The organism is Idiomarina sp. ST10R2A5 (genome assembly GCF_051842325.1).
In the GTDB taxonomy this organism is placed as follows: Bacteria; Pseudomonadota; Gammaproteobacteria; order Enterobacterales; family Alteromonadaceae; genus Idiomarina; species Idiomarina abyssalis.
In genome coordinates this window covers 325,673-341,317 of record NZ_JBNIEX010000003.1, presented here as the reverse complement: position 1 = coordinate 341,317, position 15,645 = coordinate 325,673, and the positions used below count along the sequence as shown (strand labels likewise).

General features: G+C 45.3%; 15 protein-coding genes. 7 read left to right on the top strand and 8 right to left on the bottom strand.

Annotated features, from left to right (window positions below):
- The first annotated feature begins 143 nt into the window (after nt 1–143).
- The gene (locus ACP7FG_RS06150) at nt 144–707 is read left to right on the top strand and encodes a manganese efflux pump MntP (RefSeq protein WP_224798522.1); all 564 of its coding nucleotides are present in this window, start codon (nt 144–146) and stop codon (nt 705–707) included.
- Nucleotides 708–726: 19 nt separating this feature from the next.
- On the opposite strand, the gene mnmE is transcribed toward ACP7FG_RS06150, so the two are convergent.
- The 5 genes from mnmE to rpmH are packed head-to-tail and all read right to left on the bottom strand — an operon-like array spanning nt 727 to nt 4,588.
- Nucleotides 727–2,103: a tRNA uridine-5-carboxymethylaminomethyl(34) synthesis GTPase MnmE gene (mnmE, locus tag ACP7FG_RS06145; RefSeq protein WP_222237034.1), complete on the bottom strand. Its 1,377-nt coding sequence runs from the start codon at nt 2,101–2,103 to the stop codon at nt 727–729.
- Between the two features lie 56 nt (nt 2,104–2,159).
- A complete protein-coding gene (gene yidC / locus ACP7FG_RS06140) occupies nt 2,160–3,824 on the bottom strand; it encodes a membrane protein insertase YidC (protein ID WP_224798523.1) in 1,665 nt (554 codons plus the stop codon).
- Complete coding sequence (gene yidD / locus ACP7FG_RS06135) at nt 3,821–4,132, bottom strand: membrane protein insertion efficiency factor YidD (RefSeq protein WP_278358502.1); 312 nt, start codon at nt 4,130–4,132, stop codon at nt 3,821–3,823. Before yidD ends, yidC begins: the two co-directional genes overlap by 4 nt.
- A complete protein-coding gene (gene rnpA / locus ACP7FG_RS06130; RefSeq protein ID WP_224798524.1) occupies nt 4,084–4,461 on the bottom strand; it encodes a ribonuclease P protein component in 378 nt (125 codons plus the stop codon). Before rnpA ends, yidD begins: the two co-directional genes overlap by 49 nt.
- Nucleotides 4,454–4,588 (bottom strand): 50S ribosomal protein L34, encoded by a 135-nt coding sequence (gene rpmH, locus ACP7FG_RS06125; RefSeq protein WP_054488948.1) that lies wholly within the window; start codon nt 4,586–4,588, stop codon nt 4,454–4,456. Before rpmH ends, rnpA begins: the two co-directional genes overlap by 8 nt.
- Before the next feature lie 404 nt (nt 4,589–4,992).
- On the opposite strand from rpmH, the gene dnaA reads away from it, so the two are divergent.
- The 4 genes from dnaA to gyrB are packed head-to-tail and all read left to right on the top strand — an operon-like array spanning nt 4,993 to nt 11,002.
- Entirely contained in the window at nt 4,993–6,357 is a 1,365-nt protein-coding gene (gene dnaA / locus ACP7FG_RS06120; protein ID WP_199493922.1) for a chromosomal replication initiator protein DnaA, read from the top strand.
- Nucleotides 6,358–6,387: 30 nt separating this feature from the next.
- Nucleotides 6,388–7,491 carry a DNA polymerase III subunit beta gene (gene dnaN / locus ACP7FG_RS06115; protein ID WP_417437406.1) on the top strand — a complete coding sequence of 368 codons (1,104 nt, stop codon included), beginning with the start codon at nt 6,388–6,390 and terminating at the stop codon, nt 7,489–7,491.
- 13 nt (nt 7,492–7,504) lie between these two features.
- Nucleotides 7,505–8,569 (top strand): DNA replication/repair protein RecF, encoded by a 1,065-nt coding sequence (recF, locus tag ACP7FG_RS06110; RefSeq protein WP_199493924.1) that lies wholly within the window; start codon nt 7,505–7,507, stop codon nt 8,567–8,569.
- Between the two features lie 15 nt (nt 8,570–8,584).
- Entirely contained in the window at nt 8,585–11,002 is a 2,418-nt protein-coding gene (gene gyrB / locus ACP7FG_RS06105; protein WP_439225863.1) for a DNA topoisomerase (ATP-hydrolyzing) subunit B, read from the top strand.
- Between the two features lie 79 nt (nt 11,003–11,081).
- Here gyrB and glyS read toward each other — a convergent pair whose 3' ends face one another.
- Together glyS and glyQ are read right to left on the bottom strand one after the other, a co-directional pair.
- Nucleotides 11,082–13,148 (bottom strand): glycine--tRNA ligase subunit beta, encoded by a 2,067-nt coding sequence (gene glyS / locus ACP7FG_RS06100; protein WP_439225862.1) that lies wholly within the window; start codon nt 13,146–13,148, stop codon nt 11,082–11,084.
- Between the two features lie 13 nt (nt 13,149–13,161).
- The gene (glyQ, locus tag ACP7FG_RS06095) at nt 13,162–14,082 is read right to left on the bottom strand and encodes a glycine--tRNA ligase subunit alpha (protein WP_054489076.1); all 921 of its coding nucleotides are present in this window, start codon (nt 14,080–14,082) and stop codon (nt 13,162–13,164) included.
- Nucleotides 14,083–14,175: 93 nt separating this feature from the next.
- Between glyQ and ACP7FG_RS06090 the strand changes: the two genes are divergently transcribed.
- Together ACP7FG_RS06090 and ACP7FG_RS06085 are read left to right on the top strand one after the other, a co-directional pair.
- Nucleotides 14,176–14,775, top strand: a complete 600-nt coding sequence (locus tag ACP7FG_RS06090; protein WP_439225861.1) for a DNA-3-methyladenine glycosylase I — start codon at nt 14,176–14,178, stop codon at nt 14,773–14,775.
- Between the two features lie 16 nt (nt 14,776–14,791).
- Nucleotides 14,792–15,283, top strand: coding sequence for a GNAT family N-acetyltransferase (locus ACP7FG_RS06085; protein ID WP_271332027.1), 492 nt, complete (start codon nt 14,792–14,794; stop codon nt 15,281–15,283).
- 18 nt (nt 15,284–15,301) lie between these two features.
- On the opposite strand, the gene tusA is transcribed toward ACP7FG_RS06085, so the two are convergent.
- Nucleotides 15,302–15,541: a sulfurtransferase TusA gene (gene tusA / locus ACP7FG_RS06080; protein WP_439225875.1), complete on the bottom strand. Its 240-nt coding sequence runs from the start codon at nt 15,539–15,541 to the stop codon at nt 15,302–15,304.
- Nucleotides 15,542–15,645 lie beyond the last annotated feature (104 nt).

Below are 15,645 nucleotides of genomic sequence, written 5' to 3'. Positions count from 1 at the left end.
ATATTCGAGGTTGTTGATTATAAAGCATCGAGTCAAGAGTGACTCGGTAGTACTGTCGCGGAACCATATGATGTAAAATGCCATTTTATTGAAACAAAAACAGCAAAATTTGTTTTTATTAGTAGGTTACGGAGAGTACAGAAATGAACCCCATTGCTTTGGTTTTACTTGCTTTTGCTATGTCCACAGATGCGTTTGCGGCCGCGATAGCTAAGGGTGCGAGTTTAAATCGTCCAAAATTTTCTGAAGCGTTAAGAATGGGGCTTATTTTTGGGTGCATCGAAGGGCTAACGCCTATTCTTGGCTGGTTATTAGGTCGCTCCGCTTTGAGTTATGTTGAAGCCTGGGATCACTGGCTGGCGTTCGGTCTGCTGTTGATTCTTGGCTTACACATGATCGATCAGGGATTAAAACCTGACGAAGAAGCGGTTAAACCGGTTAAGCACTCCTTTATTAAACTTGTGATTACTGCTGTCGGCACCAGCATTGATGCTATGGCAGTGGGCGTCAGCCTGGCATTTATAGAAGGCGTAAATATCTTTATCGCAGCTGGGCTTATTGGGTTGGCAACAACCATAATGGTGACTATTGGGGTTCTCTGCAGCCGCGCTGTCAGCAATCTATTTGGCCATCGGGCAGAAATTATTGGCGGAATCACGTTAATTTGTGTCGGGGGATGGATCCTGTTTAGTCACTTACAACAATAATTATTACGGTTTTCGTCTATTACTTCCCAATACAGAAGGAGCCAAAAATTTGACCCAACAGATCATCTGAGGTGAACTCACCGGTAATTTCATTGAGGTGCTGTTGGGTCAGACGTAGCTCTTCAGCTAGTATTTCGCCGGCCATGTTGGCTTCGAGTTGCTCCTGACCCTGCAGTAAATGGGTTTTTGCTTTAGCCAGAGCTTCTAAGTGCCTGCGTCTGGCCATAAAGCTTCCTTCTGCAGTTGTGTTGTACCCAACACAATGCTTTAAGTGCTCGCGCAGTAATTCAATGCCGTGGCCAGTTTTGGCGGATAAATGAATAACCGGAATACCGTTGTGCTCATCAATGCCGGTAGGCTCTTCCGATAAGTCGACTTTATTGCGGATAACGGTGTAGGGCATGTCTTCAGGTAACTGAGCGAAAAATTCCGGCCATATGTCGTCAGGATGAATGGCAGAAGTCTCCTGACTGTCGACCATAAATAAAACGCGATCTGCCTGACGAATTTCATCCCAGGCGCGTTCAATACCTATTTTCTCAACGTGGTCCGGGCTTTCGCGTAAACCGGCGGTATCAATAATATGCAGCGGCATGCCGTCTATTTGAATATGTTCTCGCAGAACATCACGGGTGGTTCCGGCTATTTCGGTAACAATGGCGGACTCGCGACCTGCCAGAGCATTAAGCAAGCTGGACTTACCCGCATTAGGACGTCCGGCAATTACAATGCGCATACCTTCACGCATAAGCGTTCCTTGCCGGGCCTCTTGTTCTATATGGAACAGGTGGTCAATAATTTCAGCTAAATCGCCGGAGACTTTACCGTCGGAAAGAAAGTCGATTTCTTCATCCGGAAAGTCGATGGCTGCCTCAACGTACATGCGTAGGTGAATAACGGCATCAACCAGCTGGTCAATTTTATGAGAGAACTCACCTTTTAAGCTTTGTAATGCGGCTTTAGCGGCTTGCTCCGAATTGGTATCAATTAAGTCGGCAATAGCTTCTGCCTGGGTGAGGTCAAGCTTGTCGTTCAAAAACGCTCGTTCACTAAATTCACCAGGTCGTGCAGGACGAATACCGGGAATTTCCAGAATGGCCTTAATGATCATGTCGATAAGAACGGGTCCGCCGTGACCTTGCAGCTCTAAGACATCTTCGCCGGTAAAGGAGTTAGGGCCAGGGAAATAAAGCGCAATGCCTTCGTCCAGCAGTTGTTTTTGTAAATCGTAAAAAGGCAGGTATTCGGCTTTACGAGGTTTGGGGCAATGGCCTAACAGTTTTTCAGCAACATCTTTACAGGCTTTGCCACTAACGCGAACAATACCAACACCACCGCGTCCGGGTGGCGTGGCCTGAGCAACAATGGTGTCGTCAAAGTCTGTTTCAGTTGTCATTTTTCATTGCTCCCAAAAGGACTAAAGCCCGGCATAAGCCGGGCCTTAATGCTTGATTACTTCTTCTTGTTCCTAACGTCTATTCCTTTCTTCTCTAACCCACGGTATATGATCAGCATTTGTGCAATGGTAATCAAGTTACTGACCAGCCAGTACAGTACCAGACCTGATGGGAACCACAGGAAGAAGACGGTAAAGATAACCGGCATATACTGGAACAGCTTCTGCTGCATTGGGTCAGCCGTTGGTGTTGGCTGCAGTCGCTGCATCAGAAACATACTGGCACCCATTAATATTGGCAGAATGTAGTATGGATCCTTGGTCGATAAGTCCTGAATCCAGAATACAAATTCTGAATGACGCAGTTCGACACTTTCCAACAGCACCCAGTAAAGCGCCAGGAAGATTGGAAGCTGCAACAGCATTGGCAAACAACCGCCCAGAGGATTTACTTTTTCCTCTTTATAAAGCTTCATCATGGCGCTCGACATTTTCTGTCGGTCGTCGCCATAGCGTTCGCGAAGGGCGGTCATTTTAGGCTGCAGCATACGCATTTTAGCCATTGATACGTATTGCGCTTTGGTCAATGGGAACAGCAATGCTTTGACAATAACGGTGGTCAGAATAATGGCCAGACCCCAGTTAATGACCAGGCTTTGTAAAAATTGAAGCAGCTTAAATATTGGCTGAGCTAACCACCAAAGGAAACCGTAGTCGACGGTTAAGTCCAGGTGCTCAACTATTTGCGCCATAGCGTCCTGATCTTTAGGACCCAGATAAAGCTGTGACTCAATGACTTTTGAGCTGCCGGCCTGAATTTCGGTCATCGGATAAATGACACCAATAATTGCCTGGCTGCCATTCGCAACACGTGAGAACAAGCGGTTAGGCTGGCCCTGTTCAGGTATCCATGCCGAAACAAAGTAGTGTTCAAGCATACTGACCCAACCGGTCTGCGAGGTGACGTTCAGCTTTTTATCCAGCATGTCGTCAAAGTCATACTTTTCAAACTTGTCATCGTCATGCGAGTACGCTGCACCAAAGTAGGTTGGCATAATCATGCTGCCACTTTCGCCAGTACCCATGGAGCGCTTAAGTTGTCCGTAGAACTGAGTATTCAGCGCGTTAGCTGTATTGTTCTCAATCTCAAAACGAACGTCGACGTTGTACTTTCCGGGAGTGAAAGTAAATACCTTACGATAGATTGCGCCGCTTTCCGTGGTGTAGGTTAACGGAACTTCGATAACGTCAGTTTCGGACTGATAGCTTTCTTTTTCGTAGTTATAAGACGGACGACCGTCACCGCTCGCATCGATACCATCCGGGCCAATTAAGCCAGACTGTGCGACGTATACGCTATTTGATCTATTCTGTAATAGCTGGAAACGCTCTTCGGTTCCTAAGTCCCTGGCGAACTTAAGTAACTCTGTTGAAACAACGTCACCACCGCGAGTATCAATTTCGACATCAAGCACGTCGGTGCGGACGCGAATGGTTGTTTCTGATTGTTGGCTAACAACGGGCTGATCACCTTCCGGTACATCTGCCGCAGCTGAACCACTTGAAGGCACATCGCTGTTTTCAGTGTTATTGCTCGATTGCGTTACTGTCGCGGTTTCGTTTGCTTTTGTTCCGGGTGCGGTCTCCACCATCCAATTTTGGTATAGGAAGAATGACACCACTAAAAAGGCAATAAATAATATCGTGCGTGGCGAATTCATAGTGATTTCGTCTCTGTTGGCTGTTTTAGTAAAGATTCGGATTCGTTGCTATTTTCTGGCTTAATTTCTTGCTTACTGGGCGGAACCGGGTCATAACCGCCTTCGTGGGCAGGATGACATTTACCAATTCTTACTGCAGCAAGGCCAATACCTCGGATTGTACCGTGTTTTTGTATAGCCTCACAGGCATAATGCGAGCAAGATGGATAAAATCGACAACGCGGGCCTAGCAATGGGCTAATAAACCATTGATAAACCTTTATGAACGCGATTGGTATTGTTCGCAACGCTTTGCTAATTTTCGCCATAAATAATTCAATGTATCCCGTAATGCGGCGTTATCCTGCTCGACAATACCCTGCTTGGCAATAATTACAATGTCAAAACCGGGGATTTTGTGCTGTCTTAAACGGAATGTTTCACGTATCTGGCGTTTTATGCGGTTTCGGTCAACAGCGCGCTTCGCTCGCTTTTTACTGACAGTAACACCTATACGTGGATGCCCTAACTCATTGGGGGTTGCCAACATAGTGACATGAGCAGTAACGGCTTTTACAGGAGGGTTTGAGAATACAGTCTGGAAATGAGAGGGAGTTAACAGACGTAACTCCCTTCCATATGAGATACTTTTATGCACTCAGTACTTTGCGACCACGAGCACGGCGACGAGCCAATACTTTACGGCCGTTTTTACTTGCCATGCGAGCACGGAAGCCGTGAGCACGTTTGCGTTTTAATACGCTTGGTTGAAATGTTCTTTTCATAACTAATATTCCATCGGTCAGTTTGCTATTTCCCACGCTGGCCGAAAAAGTTGAAACCAAACGTGAACGGAATTTTTTAGAGCGCGGATCTTACCGATCTTTTCGCATTGAGTCAATGATAAGAGGCGGTTTTAGGCAATAAAACCTAAATTAATCTCATCCACAATCTGTAGCAACTATAACATTAAGAATGTGGATAAAATAACAGTTATTCACTTTTTAGATGATTTTTCTGTTTTGGTAAAGTGGCTGGTTACAAGCAAGTTATGCGCCAGTTCTGCCATCAGTGACTATTTTTTATCTCCTTTATTCATGCCGTTTTCAGGCAGTTTATACTAGCGAAGATTAACTGAGTGAAGTACAATCTTTGGTTATGATAATAAAAAACGATCCAGGAGAAGAGTGTGAATAATTCGCTTTGGCAACAATGTGCAGAGCGACTGCAATCGGAGTTACCGTTACAGCAGTTCAACACGTGGATCAGACCTCTTCAAGCCAAACTTAATGGCGAGACTTTGACCTTATTTGCGCCGAATATCTATTCGGTCGATTGGGTGCGCGATAAATACCTGAAAACCATTAATGCGTATTTGGAATCGATGTGCGATGACAAAGTACCGAATGTTGTTTTAAAGGTTGGGGAAGCATCGCCAACACAAAAAGATAACGGTTCGCAACAACGCGCTGCAGCAACGCGCAGAAAAACGCCGAATTTCTCGTCCAGTAATGCCGATACTGAAGTACCATTTGAGAGCAATATTCATCCTGAATACACTTTTGACAACTTTGTTGAAGGTAAGTCGAACCAACTAGCCCGAGCGGCAGCTATTCAGGTAGCTGAGAATCCAGGCGGTGTTTACAACCCTCTCTTTGTCTATGGTGGCACGGGTTTAGGTAAAACGCACTTATTGCACGCAGTTGGCAATGGCATTATGGCGCACAAGAAGGACGCCAAGGTGTTTTATATTCGGGCAGAGCGTTTTGTTCAGGACATGGTTAACTCAATTCGCAACAGTTCGACCAATGAATTTAAACGCTACTACCGCTCTGTTGATGCTTTGCTAATAGATGACATTCATTTCTTTGCGAATAAAAAAGGCTCTCAGGAAGAATTCTTTCATACTTTCAACGCACTGTTGGAAGGTAATCAGCAAATTATTATGACCAGCGATCTTTACCCGAAAGAAATAGATGGAGTAGAAGATCGGCTGAAATCCCGTTTCGGTTGGGGCTTGACCATTGCTATTGAACCACCGGAATTAGAAACGCGAGTTGCTATTTTAATGCGAAAGGCGGACGAACGTGGGTTACATATGCCACACGAAGTCGCCTTTTTCATTGCCAAAAGGCTGCGTTCAAATGTGCGCGAACTTGAAGGCGCGCTGAACCGGGTTGTCGCGAATGTTCAACTTACCGGCCGACCCATTACTATCGATTTTGTGCGCGAAGCGCTGCGTGACCTAATTGCCGCTCAGGAAAAGTTGGTCACTATTGATAACATCCAAAAGACAGTCGCAGAATATTATAATATTAAGTTAGCTGACATTTTGTCTAAGCGCCGGAGTCGTTCCGTAGCGCGTCCACGACAGTTGGCCATGGCGTTGGCGAAAGAATTAACCAACCACAGTTTACCGGAAATTGGTGACGCTTTTGGCGGGCGTGACCACACGACGGTTTTACATGCTTGTCGAAAAATACAAGAATTAAAAGATGCGCAGCACGACATAAAAGAAGACTATAGAAATCTTATTCGAACGTTGTCGTCATAAGGTATGTCGTTATAAACAGGGGACTCAGTCATGAAATTTTCAATTAACCGCGATGCTTTTCTCAAGCCACTGCAGGTTGTGAGTGGTGCTGTTGAAAGGCGGCATACGTTACCAATTTTGTCGAATTTGTTATTACAGGTAGATAACGGCCAGCTTAAATTGACCGGAACAGACCTGGAAGTTGAACTGGTCTCCTCGGTACCGCTGGAATCTGCAGATATGGATGCAGCGGTTACTGTACCAGCTAAGAAACTTCTGGATATTGTGCGGAGCTTACCGGAAGGTTCAACAATTGAGTTCACTTCACAGGAAGACAGCGCAACCGTTAAATCAGGTCGTAGTAAGTTTAAGCTTAGCACTCTGTCGTCAGACGACTTCCCAAATATCGATGACTGGAAAAGTGACATCCATTTGGTGACTGAGCAGGCCATATTGAAGGACTTAATGGAGAAAACCCATTTCTCAATGGCGAACCAGGACGTCCGTTATTATTTAAATGGTATGTTGTTTGAAACGGATAATGGCATGTTGCGCTCTGTTGCAACCGACGGTCACCGTTTGGCGATGAGCACTTGTGCCATTGACCAACCAGGTCTTGCACAACGACAGGTTATTGTTCCTCGTAAAGGGGTGGTTGAGTTACTTCGTCTGTTAGGCGATGACGATCAGGAAGTGTCGGTTTCTATCGGAAACAACCATATTCGCGTTGAAACACCAGAGCTGGTGTTTACCAGTAAACTGGTTGATGGTCGTTTTCCTGACTATCGTCGTGTTTTACCAAGTGGCGGTGATAAAGTTGTGGTCGCGCATCGCGATGCTTTACGTCAGTCTTTTGGGCGCGCTTCAATTTTATCAAATGAAAAATTTCGCGGTGTGCGCTTGAATTTAGGCAGTGGTGAGCTTTGTATTACTGCGACAAACCCTGAACAAGAACAAGCGGAAGAAGTTATTGAAGTCGATTACCAAGGCGATGATCTTGAGATAGGCTTCAACGTTAGCTATTTGCTAGATGTCTTAAATAACATTGATGACGAACAGGTTTCTTTTACTCTGTCTGACTCAAACAGCAGTGCACTAATTGAACCTCAGCATGACGAGTCTTGCTGTTACGTTATTATGCCCATGCGTTTGTAACCCTGCCTCATAAATGTTCATTGAGACATTGAATTTAAGCCACTTCAGAAATTTTTCGGAAGTGGCTTTGTCCCCCAGTCCCCAAATTAACCTAATTACTGGAGACAACGGTTCCGGTAAAACGAGCCTGCTTGAAGCTATTTATTTACTCGGTTTCGGTCGTTCTTTTCGTCCTGGCGGTTTTCGTCAGTTAATTAAAGAGGGTAATAGCGGCTTTACCGTATTTTGTCGCTCTAAAGATTACTCTATTGGCGTTCGACGCAGCGGTGATGGTGAGCAGTCGTTAAGATTAAATGGTGCGAATGTTCAGCGGATGTCAGATGTTGCCCGTTTAGTGCCGGTACAGTTGTTAACCCCTGAGTCTGTAGATATTCTTTTAGAGGGTCCTGGTCAGAGAAGACAGTTTATTGATTGGGGAGTGTTCCACGTGGAACATTCTTTTTATTCGGACTGGGTTGCTTACACCCAATTGCTTAAACAAAGAAACAGTTTACTCAAACAACGCTCGCTTCCCGTGCGGGAAGACAAATATTGGAAAGAGCAGTTGGCCTATTATGGTGAACGCATTAGTAAAAGTCGCGAAAAATACCTAGAAGAACTTAATGATTATATACAAGAACTAGCGAAATCTTTTCTCTCCGATGTTACAATGGAGGTTCGATTAAAATCGGGCTGGGATACTAGCCAAAGTTTATTTGACGCCTTAGAAAGCCATACAGAGAAAGATAAGAAATACGGCTTCACCTCAGTTGGGGCACATAAGGCAGATATCAAAGTGATAGCAGATGGTGTGGAAGTAAAGCATCGCTTATCTCGCGGGCAGCTAAAAACCGCGATAACCGCTTTGAAATTAGCGCAAGGGAAGCATTATCAAAAAATTAAAAAGCAACCCTGCATCTATTTGGTCGATGATTTAACGTCAGAGCTTGATTCAAGAAACCAGGCGTTACTTTGTCGTGAGTTAGAAAATCTAGACGCACAAGTGTTTATCACCGCAATTACTGGAAAGCAGTTGTCGGATAAATTTCAAAAATCACCTCGAATGTTCCACGTGGAACATGGGGTAATAAACGAATGATATCGAGATAATACTATGGAAGAAAATAATTACGGTTCATCGAGTATCAAGGTTCTCAAAGGGTTGGATGCGGTTCGTAAACGCCCAGGTATGTACATTGGTGACACAGATGATGGAACGGGTCTGCACCACATGGTTTTTGAAGTTGTCGATAACTCTATTGACGAAGCCTTAGCCGGCCATTGTTCAGAAATTATGGTTACCATTCATTCTGATGGTTCAGTAAGTGTGAAAGATGATGGTCGCGGAATTCCCGTTGATATACACGAAGAAGAGGGCGTTTCAGCTGCACAGGTTATTATGACTGTATTGCACGCTGGTGGTAAGTTTGACGACAATTCTTATAAAGTGTCTGGTGGTTTGCACGGCGTTGGTATCTCCGTTGTAAACGCGCTGTCTGAACAGCTGCAGTTGACCATTCGTCGACAAGGGCAGGTTTACGAACAAACTTATCATATGGGTGAGCCGGACAGTGACGTAAAACCTGTAGGTGAAACCGATACTACAGGGACAGAGCTTCGTTTTTGGCCGAGTCACGAAACCTTCACGAATACTGAATTTCACTACGATATTTTGGCGAAGCGCCTCAGAGAACTTTCATTTTTGAATTCGGGTGTTGGCATACGCTTGCGAGATGAACGTGACGACCGTGAAGATGTTTTTAAATACGAAGGTGGTATTGCCGCTTTTGTTAACTACTTAAACCAGAACAAAACACCCATTCATCAAAAGGCTTTCTACTTTACGCTTCAAAGAGAAGACGGTATTGGTGTAGAGGTAAGCATGCAGTGGAATGATTCCTTCCAGGAAAATATTTACTGCTTTACCAATAATATCCCACAGCGTGATGGTGGTACTCACCTGGCAGGTTTTCGTGCGGCATTAACTCGTACGTTAAACACCTATATGGAAAAAGAAGGTTTTACTAAGAAAGCAAAAACCTCAGCAACCGGTGATGATGCCCGTGAAGGTTTAACTGCAATTATTTCAGTTAAAGTACCAGACCCTAAGTTTTCTTCTCAGACAAAAGATAAACTCGTTTCTTCTGAGGTGAAGTCGGCTGTAGAGCAGTCAATGAATGAGCAGCTAGCCGATTATCTGTTAGAAAACCCAGGCGAAGCCAAGCTTATCATCAATAAAATTATTGATGCGGCTCGGGCGCGTGAAGCGGCTCGTAAAGCTCGTGAAATGACTCGCCGTAAAGGTGCTTTAGATATAGCGGGGCTTCCCGGTAAGCTGGCCGATTGTCAGGAAAAAGATCCTGCACTGTCTGAACTCTACATTGTGGAGGGTGACTCTGCAGGCGGTTCAGCGAAGCAGGGGCGTAATCGCAAAAACCAAGCGATACTGCCGCTAAAAGGTAAAATCCTTAACGTTGAAAAAGCACGTTTTGATAAAATGCTGTCATCGGTTGAAGTCGGAACTTTAATCACAGCAATGGGCTGTGGTATTGGTCGTGACGAGTACAACCCGGATAAAACACGTTATCACCGTATTATTATAATGACGGATGCTGACGTTGACGGTTCTCACATCCGTACTTTGTTGCTGACCTTCTTCTATCGCCAAATGCCGGAGATTATTGAGCGTGGTTACATCTACATTGCTCAGCCTCCTTTGTATAAGGTGAAAAAAGGTAAGCAAGAAGTCTATATTAAAGACGATCCGTCATTGATTCGTTACCTGACCAGTTTGGCGTTGGACAACGCGTCGTTACACGTTAACGAAACCGCTCCGGGTATTGCGGGTGAAAAGCTGGAAGAGCTGGTTAACGGCTACCAAATGGCACAGGAAAATATAAAACGCCTGAGCCGTCGTATGCCGGAACGTTTTCTGCAGCGCCTGTTCTACGCGCCTCGTCTAACTGATGAACGGTTGAAAGACAAAGATTATATGGCCAAGTGGGTCAAGACACTAAACGATGACCTAACAGCCAGAGAAGTCGATTCAGCAACCTATACCGTCTCTTTGCATGAAGATACTGAACGCAGAATGTGGTTGCCGACAACAACCATTCGTCAGCATGGGGTTGATACCGATTATCCACTTAACTACGAGTTCTTAATGTCAAAAGACTATGAACAGATAGTGACGCTTGGCGAAAAAATCGACTCGCTGGTAGAAGAAGGTGGCTACGTTCTCCGTGGTGAGAAAAAGCAACCAATTAACCATTTTGTTGACGCTGTTGAATGGCTTATCAATGAGTCTAAGCGTGGACTTTATGTTCAACGCTATAAAGGTTTGGGAGAAATGAACCCTGACCAACTGTGGGAAACGACCATGGACCCTGAAACCCGTCGTATGCTTCAGGTTACTATTGAAGATGCTATTGGCGCGGATCAGTTATTCACCACCTTAATGGGTGATGAGGTCGAGCCTCGTAGAGCATTTATAGAGTCTAACGCGCTTAAGGTTGCTAACCTCGACGTCTAGTTAATAGACAAAAGATATCAGCATAAAAAAAGCCGGCTCATGCAAAATGAACCGGCTTTTTATTTTTTAAATCAAAGACTTACTGAAGAAGAGATATGTCTGCTATTTCCAGGAACAGCTGGCGCAATCTGAAGAGTAAGTTAAGTCGGTTCACACGAACTGTATCGTCTTCCGCATTAACCATTACATGTTCGAAAAACGCATCGACAGGCTCTTTAAGCTCTGATAACTGTGTAAGGGCGTCACTATAATCACCGTTAGCAATAAGCGGCTTAATAGCGCTTTCAGTTTGCGTTACTAAACGATAAAGGGCTGTTTCGGACTCTTCTTGTAAAACAGACTCATCAACTTTTCCTGATATTTCTTCTTTAGACTTTGCGAGAATATTCCCAACGCGCTTATTGGCGGCTGCTAAACTTTCGGCAGAGTCCAGAGATTTAAATGACTGAACAGCCTTAACGCGTTGGTCGAAGTCGGTTGGCTTTGACGGCGATCGTGCCAGTACTGACTGAATAACATCAACCGAAATACCTTGCTCCTGATACCAAGGGCGGAAGCGGCCAAGCAGGAATTCAAATACGTCGGCAGCTACTGTTTTATTGGATAACTTGTCACCAAAGCCTTCTACTGAGGCTGCCAGTAACTTGTTTAAATCGAGTGCGAGATCGCGCTCCACCAGTGTGCGTAATAAACCTAAAGCTGCGCGGCGAAGAGCAAAGGGGTCACGATCCCCTTTGGGTACCTGGCCAATACCAAATATTCCGACCAGCGTATCCAGTTTGTCGGCTAATGCGACGGCACAGGCCTCTTTGGTTTGAGGTAATTCATCACCGGAAAAGCGAGGCCAGTAATGTTGCTCAATTGCCTGTGCGATAGTTTCACTTTCACCGTCGTTAAGTGCATAGTGTTTACCCATAACACCTTGAGTCTCAGGAAACTCTGAAACCATATCGGATACCAAGTCAGCTTTGCACAGCAGGCCGGCTCTTTGTGAAGCTTTTACGTCAGCGTTTAACTGGTTGGAAATTTTACCGGCTAACACGGAAATGCGACGTGCTTTGTCACCAATACTTCCGAGTTGCTTCTGGAAAAGTACAGAATCCAGTGCTGAAAGGCGAGACTCCAGTGTCTTTTTCTTATCGGACTCAAAGAAAAACTGTGCATCAGCCAGGCGAGGGCGAACAACCTTTTCATTACCTTTAACAATTTGTTGCGGGTCGCGACTTTCAATATTGGTGATGAAAATGAATTGAGATAATAAATTACCTTTACCATCTTCAACCGGGAAGTAACGCTGGTCGTCTTTCATGGTGACAATGAGAGGTTCCTTTGGCACAGCCAGAAAACCCTGATCGAAACTTGCGGTTAAAGCTACGGGCCATTCCACCAGTGCAGCAACTTCCTCAACTAACTCGTCATCCTGAATAACCTGGCCGCCGAGTTCCGAAGCAAGACGTGAGATCTCCGATTGAATTGTCTCAATACGCTCTTCGAAGTTAGCGGTTACTTTCGCTTGACGCAGCTTTTCAAGGTAGTTGTCGACATGATCAAGCTCAAAACCTTCAGGAGAATGAAAACGATGACCCTGAATAAAACGAGCGCTCTTAGTTTCCAGAATTTCAGATTCGATGAGCTCGCTACCCAGCATAACGGTCAGTGTATGAACCGGGCGAATGAACTGTGCGGTGCTGTCACCCCAGCGCATAGGCTTAGGAATAGGTAGTGTTTTAATGGCGGCTTCCAGCATACCCTGAACTAATTCAGCGAGCGCCTGGCCTTTTACTGTTGCCTTATGCAGCAGCCATTCGCCCTTGTCTGTCTTTAGACGGTCAGCCTGCTCAACGGTAATACCATTAGAACGAGCCCAGCCTTCGGCGGCTTTTGTCGGATTACCTGAATCATCAAAAGCCACATTAACAGCGGGACCGCGTTTCTCTACTTCTTTATCCTGCTGCTCGGTCTCAACCTGTTTAACCAGCACAGCTAATCGACGAGGAGTGGCATAAGCTTCAATACTATCAAAACTCAATTCAGCGCTTTTTAAACCAGACTCAATACCCGACTTTAAGCTGTCGCGCAGTGACTTTAAGGCTTTTGGAGGCAGCTCTTCGGTACCTAGCTCAATTAATAAGTTTTCTTTTTGCACGGCTTGGCTCTCCTTAGTTCGCTGCTGGGTTGTTTTTATTGTCGGCTAAAGGGAAGCCCAGAGCTTCGCGCGCCTGGTAATAAACTTCGGCAACGGCTTTTGCCATGGTTCTGACACGAAGTATGTAGCGCTGCCTTTCGGTCACAGAGATAGCATGTCGGGCATCCAGCAGGTTAAACGCGTGAGACGCTCGCATCACTTGCTCATACGCAGGCAAAGCTAAAGATTTTTCTATGAGCAGTTCGCATTCTTTTTCACAGTCGTCGAAGCGACGGAAAAGCACATCAACGTCAGCGTATTCAAAGTTGTAAGTCGATTGCTCAACTTCGTTTTGATGAAATACATCGCGGTACAAAATTTTTCCGCGTGGCCCGTCTGTCCAGACCAGGTCATAAATGCTGTCCACACCCTGAATGTACATGGCCAAACGCTCCAGGCCGTAGGTAATTTCTCCGGCCACGGGGCGGCACTCTAAACCACCGACTTGCTGGAAGTAAGTAAATTGAGTGACTTCCATACCGTTAAGCCAGACTTCCCAGCCCAGACCCCAGGCGCCCAGAGTAGGCGATTCCCAGTTGTCTTCTACAAAGCGTATGTCGTGAGTCAGTGTGTCAAAGCCAAGCATTTCTAAAGAGCCCAGGTAAAGTTCCTGAATGTCTTTAGGTGAAGGCTTCATAATGACCTGAAACTGATAGTAGTGCTGTAATCGGTTTGGGTTCTCGCCATAACGACCATCAGTAGGGCGGCGGCAAGGCTGAACATAAGCAAAACTGGCTGGCTCCGGGCCTAATGAGCGTAAAAACGTCATTGGGTGAAAAGTGCCTGCACCCACTTCCATATCTAATGGCTGAACCACGGCACAGCCTTGCTGAGCCCAGTAGTCCTGAAGAGCAAGAATAAGCCCCTGAAAGGTTTTCACATCGTATTTCGACATACGCATTCTCTGCTTTTTTATTTGTGGTTGACCAATGGTCGAAAAATATGCGTAGATTATACCCTCTGACGCGCCTTGGTTATAGGGGAAGGCATGACAAATAATGAACCAGAACGTTGTTCCTGGTGTGAATCTGCTGATGATTACCGTGCGTATCACGACAATGTCTGGGGAAGGCCGGTACGTGACCCGATAGAACTATTCGCCAAACTGTGTCTGGACGGGCAGCAGGCGGGTCTTAGCTGGTTAACCATATTGCGCAAACAAGCGGGCTACGAAAAAGCCTTTTTGGGTTTTGATCCGAAAGCTATTGTGGCAATGAGTGATGTTGATCGCGAACGGTTGTACAGCAACCGTGATATTATTCGTAGCAAGGCGAAAATCGACGCGATTTTCACTAACGCCGAAGCCTTTTTAAAGTTAGATGCAAAGGGCATTAAGTTTGAACAATGGCTTTGGGCGTTTGTTGGCGGCTCACCGATTATTAATGTGTATCGGACGCAAAGTGAGGTTCCTACAGAAACAGAGGCTTCCCAAAGCATGGCAAAAGCGTTAAAAAAGGAAGGCTTTAAGTTTGTCGGGCCGACCATTTGCTATGCTTTTATGGAAGCAGTTGGTATGGTGAACGACCATGTTACCAGCTGTCATTGCTACCAGCCTGTTGCTGAGCAAATGAAACAGTTTACGTTGTAAAATGAGCGAAGGACGAATGATAGAAATTACACTTGCGGATTATAGTAATCCCAAACACCGTAATGCCGTTATAGCTATGTTGGATGCTTACGCTAAAGACCCAATGGGTGGTGGTGAAGGTATATCAGATGAAGTTAAAGAAAGTCTGATAGATGAAATGGCAAAAAGAGACCATGTCTTTTCTTTGCTGGCCTACGATGGTGATACCCCGGTTGGCGTTGCAAACTGTGTAGAAGGCTTCTCAACTTTTGCAGCAAAACCGTTAATGAACATTCATGACATAGCTGTTATACCAGAATACCGGGGCCAGGGCGTTGCGCGTAAACTTCTGGAAGAAGTAAAAACACTGGCAGAATTCCGTGGTTGCGTGAAGCTGACTCTAGAAGTTTTGGAAAACAATGACCGTGCCAAGCAGGCCTACAAAAACTTTGGCTTTGAACCCTACGAACTGGGCGAAGTGGGTCAGGCTGAGTTCTGGGAAATGTATTTAAATAAAGATAAAGCCTGATACTTGAATGTCAGGCTTTTAGTGGGACTTCCTAACCCAGTAGCGGTAAGGCATTTCTTCGGTTTCAGAGCTCAATAATTCATGCTCCATAAATTCGCAAAAGCCCGGAATATCCCGGGTTGTTGCGGGATCATCCGCAATAATCAGCAATACCTCACCAACCTTCATTTTACGAATAGCCGCACGAACTAACATTACGGGCTCTGGGCATTTAAGGCCAAGGGTATCGAGTTCTTTGTCGCAGGTAATTTGAGTCATTAGCGTTAATAAATTAAGTGAAATTAACGGAGAGTTTAACACTTTCGCGCTTAATAGGTGAGGGGGAGAGGAGCCATTTGGCAGCTCCTCCTTTTATTTAACGC

Coding starts and splice junctions, on each gene's coding strand:
- ACP7FG_RS06150 (WP_224798522.1), top strand. CDS start 144: ATGAACCCCATTGCTTTGGTTTTACTTGCTTTTGCTATGTCCACAGAT.
- mnmE (WP_222237034.1), bottom strand. CDS start 2,103: ATGACAACTGAAACAGACTTTGACGACACCATTGTTGCTCAGGCCACG.
- yidC (WP_224798523.1), bottom strand. CDS start 3,824: ATGAATTCGCCACGCACGATATTATTTATTGCCTTTTTAGTGGTGTCA.
- yidD (WP_278358502.1), bottom strand. CDS start 4,132: ATGGCGAAAATTAGCAAAGCGTTGCGAACAATACCAATCGCGTTCATA.
- rpmH (WP_054488948.1), bottom strand. CDS start 4,588: ATGAAAAGAACATTTCAACCAAGCGTATTAAAACGCAAACGTGCTCAC.
- dnaN (WP_417437406.1), top strand. CDS start 6,388: ATGAAATTTTCAATTAACCGCGATGCTTTTCTCAAGCCACTGCAGGTT.
- recF (WP_199493924.1), top strand. CDS start 7,505: ATGTTCATTGAGACATTGAATTTAAGCCACTTCAGAAATTTTTCGGAA.
- gyrB (WP_439225863.1), top strand. CDS start 8,585: ATGGAAGAAAATAATTACGGTTCATCGAGTATCAAGGTTCTCAAAGGG.
- glyQ (WP_054489076.1), bottom strand. CDS start 14,082: ATGTCGAAATACGATGTGAAAACCTTTCAGGGGCTTATTCTTGCTCTT.
- ACP7FG_RS06090 (WP_439225861.1), top strand. CDS start 14,176: ATGACAAATAATGAACCAGAACGTTGTTCCTGGTGTGAATCTGCTGAT.
- ACP7FG_RS06085 (WP_271332027.1), top strand. CDS start 14,792: ATGATAGAAATTACACTTGCGGATTATAGTAATCCCAAACACCGTAAT.
- tusA (WP_439225875.1), bottom strand. CDS start 15,541: ATGACTCAAATTACCTGCGACAAAGAACTCGATACCCTTGGCCTTAAA.